Raw genomic sequence first — 11,792 nt, 5'->3', positions numbered from 1 at the left:
CCAAATAAGGGCAGGGGGGATCTTCTTCATGGCAACGTATTACAATGAGCCATCACGGACGTTCAGTGAATATTTGCTCATTCCGAATTTAACGACAAAGGATTGCACACCGGCGAACGTTAGTCTGAAGACACCGTTAGTTAAGTACAAGAAAGGCGAGAAACCGGCGTATTCGCTCAACATTCCGTTCTCCTCGGCGGTCATGCAATCGGTCTCCGACGATAAGATGGCGGCAGCGCTTGCAAGATGCGGCGGCATCTCCTTCATCTTCGGCTCGCAGCCGATCGAAGAGCAGGCGAATATGATCCGCAAGGTCAAAAGCTACAAAGCAGGCTTCGTCGTCAGCCGCTCGAACCTCACCCCCGACCACACCCTCCAGGATATTTTGAACTTGAAGGAAAAGTATGCTCACTCCACCTTCGCCATCACGCACGATGGTACCGCCAATGGCAAGCTGCTGGGCATTGTGGCCAGCCGCGATTACCGGATCAGCCGCGATGCGCGGGATAAGAAAATCAGCACCTTCATGACACCGTTCGATTCGCTCGTTTATGGCAAAACCGGCATTACGCTCTCCGAAGCCAACGATCTGATCTGGGAGCATAAGCTCAACGTTCTGCCTATCGTTAACGAGGATCAATGTCTCGATTATCTCGTCTTCCGCAAAGATTATGACGCTCACAAGGAATATCCGCTTGAGCTGCTGGATGCCAACAAGAGCTACATCGTCGGCGCGGGCATTAACAGCAAGGATTACAAAGAACGCGTGCCTGCGCTCGTGGAAGCGGGCGTAGACGTGCTCGTTATCGATTCGTCGGATGGATATACCGAGTGGCAGCGCGAGACGATCGAATACGTGAAGGCGAACTTCGACGTGAAGATCGGCGCCGGCAACGTGGTCGACCGGGAAGGCTTCCTGTATCTGGTGGAAGCGGGAGCGGACTTCGTGAAGGTCGGCATCGGCGGCGGTTCCATCTGTATTACGCGGGAGCAGAAGGGGATCGGGCGCGGCCAAGCTTCGGCCGTCATCGAGGTTGCCGCGGCGCGGGAGCAATATTTTAACGAAACGGGCATCTATGTGCCGATCTGCTCGGACGGCGGCATCGTGCACGATTACCACATTACGCTCGCGCTCTCCATGGGGGCGGATTTCGTGATGATGGGGCGGTATTTTGCCCGTTTCGACGAGAGCCCGACGCGCAAGCTGAAAGTGGGCAACAACTTCGTGAAGGAATTTTGGGGCGAAGGCTCCAACCGTGCGCGCAACTGGGAGCGGTACGATACGGGCGGCAAGTCCGGCCTGCTGTTTGAAGAAGGCGTCGACTCCTATGTGCCGTATGCGGGCAGTCTGCAGGAAAACTTGGACAAGACGATCAGCAAAATCAAGTCCACCATGTGCAACTGCGGGTCCAAATCCATCGAAGAGATGCAGCGCAATGCGCGCATTACGCTTGTGTCGGCGACCAGCCTCGTCGAAGGCGGCGCCCATGACGTCATCTTGAAGGAAAGCAGCCTGTCGGGCGAATAATCGGTGAAGAAGAGGGCGCGACCGCTGCGCCCTCTTTTTTTGTTGTGGACGTTTGGGTCGCGGTATGGCGGCCGCCGCTCGTCGGACAGCGAGCCGCGGCTGTAAGGCCGAAAAAGGGCGTTCCAGCACGGCGAACCCGTGGCATGAAGAGCTGTAAGACCGTTTTAGGGCGCTAGAACGCCGGAGCGGGGTTCGTCGGCGAGCGAGCCGCAGTTGTTTTTGCTCATATTGCTTAAAGGTGGTAAAGTTTAACCATTAATAGAACTGCGGGGATAGACGCCATCACCCTAAGGGGGGCCAACATGACAAGGTTCATACTGGAGCTGTTGCGAGTTATCGTGATTTTGCTGCTCGGCGGTGCCGTACTCGACGCACTTATCAAGCATGTTTATTCATGGTTTGGAATAACGCTGGATCATAACCCGTATGTGTGGCTCGTATGGCTGGCGATCTACCTTTTCATTTATGTCTTGTATCGAAATAGTCTGCAGTTCTCGGGATGGTATAAAGGAAGCGGGAGAATCAAGCTATCCAAGCCGATGACGCTGTCTCTAGTGGGGTTGTCCGTGTTTCTGCTGATTCTTCCGCCATTATTAAACTAAAACCTGTTTCTCATTAAATATATGGACGGGGTGAAGGAGATCCATATGCAGGCAGTTGTATTAGATCTGAATGGAGTGAATCCATATGCAGGCAGTTGTATTAGATCTGGACGGGACCTTGCTGAACTCGGACAAGGAAGTATCGGATCGAAATCTGCAAGCCGTAATGAGCTGTCATCAAGCGGGGATGAAAATCATCATTGCGACCGCACGTCCTCCACGTTCCGTGAAAGCGATGCTGCCCCTCGAGATACTCGGAGTCGCCTCCTTTGTCTACTATAATGGCGCAATGGTATGCGATACGCTGGCAGGTATCGAAGAACATATTCCAATTCCGCAGCCGTCAGCGGCGAATATCATCGATTTCTGCTACAAGCATATGCCTATGTGCATCATCAGTCTGGAGGTCCGGGATCAGTGGTACTCCAACCAAGAAATCGGCGACGGCACCATCTACAATCCCCAATTTCGCCCCATGATCGTTACCTTGGACGAGCTCAAAACCTATCCTGCGACGAAGATACTTCTGACGGAATTCGAGGAGCCTGGGAAATGCGAACAGCTGCGGCTGCAATTTGGCGAAGAGACCAATATGGTCGTAACCGACCAGGGCAAACTGATTCAATTCATGAATAAATCGGTATCGAAAGCGACCGGTATCTTGAAGCTGTGCGGACATGCTGGAATACGACCCTCGCAAATCATCGTTTTCGGCGACGATCATAATGATATCGAGATGTTCCGGATGGCCGGTTATTCCGCTGCCATGTCCAATGCCGTCCCGGAATTGAAGGCAATAGCCAGCGAGGTAACGGCCTCGAACGATGAGGATGGCGTGGCGATCCTCTTGGAGCGAATACTTCGTGAGCGAATAGCCCTGTAAACGGATCAGTGACATGCTCCCACCACTTATAGAAGTGGGGGCTTCCCAGGACATACCTAATAATCTAGCTATCATTACTGGGCTATCTCCGCCTGCCCGGCGGTTCTCTATTCATCTATGTCATGCCTAGCATTCTAATCCCTTCGGCCCGTATGTTTCCGGCAGCATTTTCATCCCTCTGATGGAGCGTACCACAACCTTCACAGACCCAGACTCGATCCTTAAGTGTCAGTTTCGTGTTGATCGTGCCACACGTTCTGCAAAGTTTGCTCGAAGGATACCATTTATCGATCCGAACAAGCGGCTTACCACGTTCAGCCAGTTTATACCCAAGGAACGCCCTGAACATGCCGTTTCCGTTATCCATCGTTGCTTTTCGAAAGAGATAGGGATTGGGACATTATTTTCATGTTCAGATCTTCCACAACGACTGCATCCCAAGCTTCCGCTAGTTGCCGACTCTCTTTGTGCAGGAAATCTTTCCGCTGATTGGATACTTTCTCATGGAGACGGGCTAACCGAAGTTTTTGTTTCTTCCAGTTCGACCCACCCTTTTCCCTTCTGGAGAGGACTCTCTGTGCTCGCTTCAGCCGAACTTCCATCTGACGCAGATATCTCGGATAGTTTGCGGATGTGCCGGTGTGGTCGATATATAACGTCTTTGAACTATAATCCAGGCCCAGTACTTTTTCACGACGGGGGATCGTATGTTCGATGTCTGCCGCATACTCGGTCAGGATCGAAATGTGGTATTTTCCATTTGAATTGCGGCTGATCGTTGCCGATTTGATGACATGTCCATCCGGAATTTGCCGGTGGAGCTTGATTCGGATCATACCAAGTTTAGGGATACGGACATGCTTCCCGTCTGCTGCGATTCGAACCGTCCCCTTCTGATTATTGGTTGTGTAGCTCTGCACCGGGTTTTTCCGACTCTTGAACTTCGGATACCCCATGTGCTTGTCACGAAAGAAGTTCCGGAAGGCGGTCTTCAGGTTTAGCTCCGCATTGCACAAGGCGAGGCTGTCCACTTCTCGCAGCCAGTCGAACTCCATCTTGAACGATGCCGGTGTCCGATACCTCTGCTGCTTCAGTTGCTGCTTATCTGCTTTATAACATTCATACTTGACTTGACGTTCAGCCAACATCCGATTGTAGAGAAACCGAACACAGCCAAATGTTTTAACAATCATCGTCTCTTGCTCTGTTGTGGGATAGATTCTGAACCGATAAGCCTTATTCACGTGATCACCCCAATTCGTCGATTATACCACAAAAAAGGAATGTACGTTCGTATATTATCGACAAACAGAATACTAAAAGCACCGATTCATTCCCCACCTACACGCTCACTACGTGAGTTAGGAAGTTTAGAGGTAGGGGACTTCTCGGATTTTAGGTTAAAGCATTCACATTGGAAAATAACGCCGCAATCAAGTACACTTTGGGGTAAGGAGTGGATGCGACATGGACAAGAAAACATTTACCTTGGACGAAGCGAATGCGCTGCTGCCCCAGCTGAAGGCGGATCTCATACGGCTGCGCACCCTTGCCAAGCAGTTTGAAGAGCGGTATTTGGAGCTGGAGAAGGGCAAAGCCAGCTATAGCGGGAAATCCTTCAGTCACGCAGATGAGAAGGATCCCTTCTTCGAAGCGGAAGGGCAGCTCGACTTTATGCGGGTCGAAGCGGATCTCCTCGTGGCGAACTTCGAGCGCAAAGGGGTGCTTCTGAAGATGGTCAATCCCGGTTTAATCGACTTTCCTGCCGTGATCGACGGGGAGCATGTGCTCATTTGCTGGAAAGAAGGAGAAGAACGAATCACGCATTATCATGGCTGGCATGACGGGTTTCAAGGACGAAAGCCGCTGCCGGATGCATGAGAATATGACATAACGGGGCAAGGCCGCTGATGTAGTGGTCTTGCTCTTTAATTTTTTATCCCGACGATGACGGGGAAAATGGCTATAGCCGTTATTTCCCGGCTGCGGAAAGGTCTTTCTGCTACACTAAATAGATTGAACGAATGAAGAGCGTTATGCCTGCGCAGCGGTTTATGTTCCATTCATTCGTTTCATCTAACAGATCAGTAGAGGAGGCCTTTCGGTGGAAACGAAGCTCGAAGGCGGATTTGGATTATTGCAAGCGGATCCTGGAGCGTTCGCCGTTCATTATAGTACGTATCGCGAAAATATTTTTTTCAGGCAAAGCTGGGAGCGGCGCTTGGCCATCTTCGGGGATGACGCGCCCTGCTATTGGATTACGTTTCGGACCAAGCGAATAGGCGGCGTCTGCCTGGAGCCCAATGAGCTCTCCTCCTTCTTTCTGGAGCCGCCGTATACAGATGTATATCAGGTACTGACCGTGTTAAAGAAATACCTGGCCGAGATATCCGACAAGGGGAAATCCATTCAAGCGTACGGAATACTTCCTTATCATGCGGAAGCGTTCACGCGGGCTGGCTTTGTATTGACGGAGGCAAGACGCGTGATGATTCGACCAACGGAAATTTGTCCGCCACCGGATTGGGGCACCGCCTTTCATATCATACCCCCCACTCACGAAAAATCGGAAGAAATCGCAGTGCTCTTCCTGGAATCATATTCAGGCGAGGATCACATCGGCTATCCGGCTGATAATACGATGGATCAGCACCGATCGTATTTGACGTCCTATTTTGCCCATAACACGGCAGGAATTTTAACGGATGCTTCGCGTCTGGTGGTAGATAAGCGGAATAACAAGCTGGCGGGCGTCTGCCTGATTTCGATTTGGGAGGACCTGCCGCTCATCTCGAATATCGCGGTTCTGCCGGAATACCGGGGCAAGCAAATCGCCACCAAGCTGATCACGCATGCGCTGACGGTATTGAATCCATCGTACGAGGTGCTTCGCTTGTTCGTAACCATCGGCAATCCTGCGGAATCTCTCTACACTAATCTAGGGTTTTATTCGGGATTGGAGCAGATGACATTCGGTTGGCAGCCCGTAGAATCATAGAATCAGACTTAGTGCGGACTTAGAACGAAATTACCCGACACTCGGAGGTACGAGTGTGAGAATGACGTTGCCGATTCGCGAATCGCTTGATTTATATATGCAGAAAGCAGATCAAGGCATCTTCTCCCGTTATTTCGCAACCTATTACCCGAATATGGTTTAGACCCTCCTGGGACCAGCTGTTCGATATCGCTAGCAGGAGTCATAAGGGGTATTGGATTATGAACGGGAGCAACAGATGGGATTTCGGTCCGAGGGTCATTACTCCATATTAAGATTATCCTAAAATTTTGTCGAATAAGGCTGTCCTTAAAAGCTATAAAAGCTTGCAGGGACAGCCTTTGGCGTTCTTCCGCATGCATCGAACCCAAGCTATTCAACGAAAGAGTGAAGAAGACGTAGCTTTTCGTATGAAAAACTGATCTACAAGAAGAAAGAGGTTTATTAACTAGATACATCCATCTTTTTCGCGTATTTTTTCGGCTTTTTTTGGATTTGTTTATTGTCAGACCGCCTGCTACATTTATGGCTGATACATTTTGTATTAGGGGGGGATACGATACGTTTCTTGCTGCATATTTCATAATTATTGAAGATTGGAGTGGTTATCATCTTACGCAAGTTTCTAGCAACCATCCTCTGTACGGTGCTGCTGCTCGGGGCAAGTCTTCCCGCTGCGGGCGCGAGCGGGCTCGGCCAATGGATCTCGTGGACGGATCAAGGCGATGCCTACAAGACGTTCGGAGCAAATGCCAATATTACGATTCATACCGGCAAGATGCAGATCATCCCTCATTGCCCCGAAGGCATTGCAGATGGCATCAATTCTTGGACCGACCTCTACATCGTAGAGAGCGGAAGTCTTTCGATACTGTCCGACGGCAAGGAGCTTGAAGATGTCGGAGGCGGCGGCCCCAACGCCGTCATGGCATTGTCCAGCGGGATCTTCATCTCGGAGACGATCGGGTATACAGGGCCCGATGGTAAAATCCCCCCTGGAGAGTATGCGATTGTATTCGATGAATGCCAGGACGGCAAGTTCAACTACCTGATCGACGGCGTTATCGACCCGGCCTTCAAGGTGGAATATACGACGGGCGTCGTTCCGCCGCTTGACCTCACGGAGCTGAAGGAAGCCGCAGAGAAAGAAGCAAAGCGTTGGGAAAAGTATAAGAAGTACGCGGAAAAGCTGTTTGCCCTCCAGAAAGCCGCCGATGCCGGCAGGAATCCGAATGAAAAGTTCGTCGATTTCCTCATGAGAAGCGGCCTCCAAGACCCCCGCACAATGGCGACGCTTCAACTAGCCAACCAGGCGAAGCATTACCAAGGTATTGCCGATGATCCTCCGGATCCGGACTTCAAGCATGTCACTCCCCTCGGCGAAAGGCCGATTCTTGATTTTCAAAGCAATCATCCTCTCGATCTAGCCATGCAATCACTAGCAAACGAAGCTGCGAACGAGCAAGCCATCACCCGCCAGCTGTGGACGCTGCTTGAACGTTATCAAGGCGCGCAGGCGGCCGGCGACACGAATTGGGCGTTGACCCACGCGATGGCATTGAATGACAACATCGATCTGCTGCTCAATCAATTGCAGCGCACGAGCCAGCGCGTCTCGCAGTTTAATCAGGCACTATCTGCGGACGGAGAACCGTTGAACGACAAAGCCGCAGGGCTGGAGCAGCTGCGTACGCGAGTAGCCGCCTCCGGGTTTACGGCTGATGAAATCCAATACTTGCGCAATTTGAACATGAGCGATGCCGAGATCGACCAATTCAAGTCACAATTCATCGCCGGGGATTTCGCCTTCACGAAGCAGGAGATGCTGGCTGAAGGTTCGGGTATTGTGAGTGATAATAACGTGCTTGGTGCGACTTTGGTGACGTTCGGCTCTCACATTGTCGATGTCATTAACCAACTGCTCAACGATCCGACGGTTCGCAATGATGATCCGGTCGCGAAAGCAGGAGGGCCCTATACCGCGAATGAAGGAACCGCGGTTGCGCTGAACGGTGCCGCTTCGACCAGCACCGCCGGCATAACGGCATACGAATGGGATTTGAACGGCGACGGCGTATTCGGGGATGCTCAAGGCGCAGCGGTCTCACATACGTTCATGACGTCCTTCCAAGGTTATATCGGATTGAAGGTAACCGATGCAGCCGGCAAGCAAGCGGTTGACTATGCGAAAGCGACGATCGCAGATGTAAACCGTGCGCCTGTCATTACGGCTCAATCACCGGCCAATCGCCAAGTGGAGCAGTACATCGGGAAGGCGGAGACGTTTAGCGTATCGGCCGCGGATCCGGATAACGATCCCATATCGACGGAATGGTTCGTAGACGGCGTCTCTTCGGGCAGCGGGAGCTCGTTTACATACCGGCCGGCAGCTGCGGGAATTCATACGATTGAAGCGGTCGTGACCGACGGAAGCCTGCTGGGCGGAGCGGTACGCGTCGACTGGACAGCGAAAGTGCTCCGGTCGATGCCGGCTGCCTTGACGCTTTCGCCGCAGAGCAAGACCGTGCGGGTCGGCGCGGTACACACGCTTACAGCGGCTGTTCTTGACGATCAAGGCCTTGGCGTGGCGGGAGTGCCGGTGACCATGACGATATCCGGGGCAAATCCGGCCTCATATACGGCAGCGACCGACAACAACGGCGTTGCGGCTTTCAGTTATACCGGCACGAAGACAGGCGACGACCAAGCGATAGCCCGGGCGGCTGGACTTACTTCGCCGGCAGCCGGCGTACGTTGGACGACAGCGGATGAGACGCCGCCGGTTACGACAGCCGCGCTGACTCCTGCCGTCCCTGACGGCGTGAACGGCAATTATAAATCTCCCGTCTCGATCACATTCACGGCAGAGGATGACAGCGGAATCGAGAAAACCGAATATCGCATTGACGGCGGAGAATGGCAGACTTATCAGTCGGCGCCAATCGTCGTATCGGTCGAGGGGGCCCATACGGTTGAATACCGGAGCATCGACCTGATCGGCAACGTTGAAGCGACGAAGCAAGTTTCGTTCACCATTGCCCAGCCGAAGCAGCCGCAGGCGTTATTCTATCCGGCCGGCCCCGGGAAGAACGTCGCTTTGCTGGAAGAGCGCGCGAAGGTGGAAGCCGTATCCAGCAACTACGACAGCGGCCACAGTGCGGAAAACATGCTGAAGTTTACTTACCACAACCCTTGGGCGACACGGGTGAAGGATAATCAGTGGGTGAAAATCAGTTTGGCCGACGGCAACCCGTACCTGATCGACCGAATTCAGATCAGGCCCCGCCCGTCTTTTGCAGACCAGCGGGTAAAAGATTTCGAGGTTGCCGTCTCGACGACGACCTTGGATGATGCGGCGTTTACGACCGTCATCAAATCGGCGACCGCCAACAATGGTGATCTGCAGGAATTCAAGCTGCCAAAGCCGGTGTGGGCCAAATATATTCTATACCGGCCGCTTACCAATCATGGGAACAGCTCCGTGACTTCCACCCAGCAGTTCAAAGTGAAAACCGGTTTAATTGGCGGCCAAACGGTCACGTTCCAGAACTTGTCCACGGATGAGGATAACGACATCGTGTCCTGGAAGTGGGAATTCGGCGACAACAGTCCGATCAGCGCGGAGAAGGAGCCTACGCATACCTTCCCGGGTCCCGGAACGTATCCGGTTAAGCTGACCGTAACCGATTCCCAAGGACATACCAGCAGCTACACGCTGGAGCAGACGGTCGAACCGGCCGACTTCGAATTTATGCCTCAGAACCCGAAGGAAGGGGAAACCGTTACCTTCGTTAATACCACGGCAGGCAGCGACGATGGTTTCATAACGTCCAGCAAGTGGTTGTTCGGAGATTCATCAACGACAACGGGAATGCCTGTAACGCATAGCTACAACGATAACAAAACCTATCCCGTTACGCTGGAGACTGTGACGAAGGATGGGAACGTGCATCGGGTCACGAAGGACATCACGACAACCAACGTGCCGCCTGCCGTTAGGGTCGGGGATGGCGCGACCTTGCTTGGCGGGCAGAACTATAGGACGGGAATCCAGATCTCCGATCCAGGGGGAGCGGATAAGCATACGTGCCATTGGGACTTCGGAGACGGAACCACTTCATCCTTATGCACCTTCGATCATGCCTATCCGGTCATGGAGAAGGATGCGCCGGATAAGCAGTATGAGGCCGTCGTAACGGTGAGGGACGATGACGGCGGCGAGGCGAAAGCCAGCATGACGTTCATCACCCGCGCGGAGCAGACTCCAAGACAGATTGCGTTCTATACGTTTGACGATACGTTCGATGACTTCTCGGGCAACGGCAATCATGGGAAACCCGCGGTAGGGAATCCGACGTTCGCCGAAGGAATCGTCGGGAAAGCCGCCAAATTCGACGGAAGAAGCGGCGTTACGGTCGAAGACAGCGATTCGCTTGATTTGTCTACGAACTTCTCCTTCTCGATGTGGCTTTACAAGGAGGATGCGGGATCTGGAGGCTATGCGCCGATATTGACCAAAGGGAACACGTCCGACTATGGGCCGTATTCCTTCTTGCACGATCCTTCCGGCAAATCGCCGGGCGTGCGGCTGGTCAGCGGCGATCGTCCGGGATACACGCATCTCTTCCCCGATACGCCGGTAGGCTTCAAGGAATGGTACTTATCCACGGTTACATGGGACGGCAAGATCATCAAGTACTATATTAACGGGGAACTGCGGGCCACCAGAGAATGGGCGGGCGTATTCAAGAATACGACCGAGAAGGTGACGATCGGGTTCGATCCCCCGGGAGCAACGGAATATTTCCGCGGGTTGATGGATGATTTCCGGATATTCAACTATCCTCTGACCGAGAAAGAAATCGATGAGCTGTACGACAGGAAAAATCCGGATGTCGTGCCTCCCGTTACGACAGCCGTCTCCACATCGGCCAGCGGCCCAGATCCCGTATCCGGCTGGCATAGGTCCGACATCACGATAACGCTCACCGCCACGGACGACAGCTCCGGGGTGAAATTGACGGAATACCGGATGAACGGCAGCGAATGGAAGGCTTATACGGCGCCTGTGGTGCTGCCGCAGGACGGGGTATATACCTTCGAATACCGCAGCACCGATCAGGCCGGCAATGTCGAGAACCCCCAATCGATGGAGCTGAAGCTCGATAAATCGGCCCCGATCACGCGCTATCACTTCGATCCGATCATGGCCGTCAATAAAGCCGGAAGACCGTACATTAGCGGGTTTACGGTCACCTTGCGGGCAGAGGAGCCGGTCAGCGGGTCCGGTATAAGAGGAACGCTGTATCGGATTAACGGCGGCGCCTGGATGCCGTATACCGGTTCATTCACGGCCATGGCCGGTACTACGCATATCGTGGAATACTACAGTACCGATCAGGCAGGGAATCCGGAAGTCGTTATGAACAAAATGGACTTTGCCAAAGGCATCTTCACAGGTGCGGGATCATTCTAAAACGAAGGGAGGCGGGCAGGTGGATCACGATAAACAAGCTTGGACCAAGCCGGAGCTGCAGACCCTGGATGTCAAGCAGACGGAGTACTGGGCTTATGTATACAACCCCGAAACGAATTTCTGGGAAGAGGTTTGGATCGATGAGAGTTAGTTAAATGAACGGATGATCAAACACAACCCGCTGCGCAGGCAGAATGTTCTTCCGATCGCTGTTGTTCCCGGATTTCTTCTGAATTGACGTGAAGAGGTTGATATCCGGGAACAAAGGCGACCGCTAACGCTTCTCCAGAATCATTCTTCCTGCT

The 11,792-nt window shown here is 52.8% G+C and carries 7 protein-coding genes and 1 pseudogene; 7 read left to right on the top strand and 1 reads right to left on the bottom strand.

All coding sequences use genetic code 11. The features are described from left to right. Positions 1–28 precede the first annotated feature (28 nt). The 3 genes from L1F29_RS26945 (at position 29) to L1F29_RS26935 (ending at position 3,013) form a co-directional block, all read left to right on the top strand. Positions 29–1,528, top strand: a complete 1,500-nt coding sequence (locus L1F29_RS26945; RefSeq protein ID WP_258385113.1) for an IMP dehydrogenase — start codon at positions 29–31, stop codon at positions 1,526–1,528. A gap of 302 nt (positions 1,529–1,830) precedes the next feature. Beyond that, positions 1,831–2,130 (top strand): hypothetical protein, encoded by a 300-nt coding sequence (locus L1F29_RS26940; protein WP_258385112.1) that lies wholly within the window; start codon positions 1,831–1,833, stop codon positions 2,128–2,130. A gap of 85 nt (positions 2,131–2,215) precedes the next feature. Then, positions 2,216–3,013 carry a Cof-type HAD-IIB family hydrolase gene (locus L1F29_RS26935; RefSeq protein WP_258385111.1) on the top strand — a complete coding sequence of 266 codons (798 nt, stop codon included), beginning with the start codon at positions 2,216–2,218 and terminating at the stop codon, positions 3,011–3,013. A 115-nt stretch (positions 3,014–3,128) separates the two neighbouring features. On the opposite strand, the pseudogene L1F29_RS26930 reads toward L1F29_RS26935, so the two are convergent. Then, a pseudogene (locus L1F29_RS26930) lies at positions 3,129–4,206 on the bottom strand (RNA-guided endonuclease TnpB family protein). Between the two features lie 274 nt (positions 4,207–4,480). On the opposite strand from L1F29_RS26930, the gene L1F29_RS26925 reads away from it, so the two are divergent. The 4 genes from L1F29_RS26925 (at position 4,481) to L1F29_RS26910 (ending at position 11,638) form a co-directional block, all read left to right on the top strand. Beyond that, entirely contained in the window at positions 4,481–4,894 is a 414-nt protein-coding gene (locus L1F29_RS26925; RefSeq protein WP_258385110.1) for a DUF2203 domain-containing protein, read from the top strand. A gap of 223 nt (positions 4,895–5,117) precedes the next feature. Continuing rightward, positions 5,118–6,011: a GNAT family N-acetyltransferase gene (locus tag L1F29_RS26920; protein WP_258385109.1), complete on the top strand. Its 894-nt coding sequence runs from the start codon at positions 5,118–5,120 to the stop codon at positions 6,009–6,011. Positions 6,012–6,612: 601 nt separating this feature from the next. Then, positions 6,613–11,487: an OmpL47-type beta-barrel domain-containing protein gene (locus tag L1F29_RS26915; RefSeq protein ID WP_258385108.1), complete on the top strand. Its 4,875-nt coding sequence runs from the start codon at positions 6,613–6,615 to the stop codon at positions 11,485–11,487. A 19-nt stretch (positions 11,488–11,506) separates the two neighbouring features. Beyond that, on the top strand, positions 11,507–11,638 hold the full coding sequence (locus L1F29_RS26910) for a hypothetical protein (protein ID WP_258385107.1): 132 nt from the start codon (positions 11,507–11,509) through the stop codon (positions 11,636–11,638). Positions 11,639–11,792: the final 154 nt, after the last annotated feature.

It is taken from the genome of Paenibacillus spongiae, assembly GCF_024734895.1.
Classification (GTDB): Bacteria; Bacillota; Bacilli; order Paenibacillales; family Paenibacillaceae; genus Paenibacillus_Z; species Paenibacillus_Z spongiae.
This window is presented reverse-complemented; position numbering and strand designations above follow the sequence as displayed.

Bases quoted from the DNA above. Each gene is read 5' to 3' on its own strand.
- L1F29_RS26945 (WP_258385113.1), top strand. From the start codon at position 29: ATGGCAACGTATTACAATGAGCCATCACGGACGTTCAGTGAATATTTG.
- L1F29_RS26940 (WP_258385112.1), top strand. From the start codon at position 1,831: ATGACAAGGTTCATACTGGAGCTGTTGCGAGTTATCGTGATTTTGCTG.
- L1F29_RS26935 (WP_258385111.1), top strand. From the start codon at position 2,216: ATGCAGGCAGTTGTATTAGATCTGGACGGGACCTTGCTGAACTCGGAC.
- L1F29_RS26925 (WP_258385110.1), top strand. From the start codon at position 4,481: ATGGACAAGAAAACATTTACCTTGGACGAAGCGAATGCGCTGCTGCCC.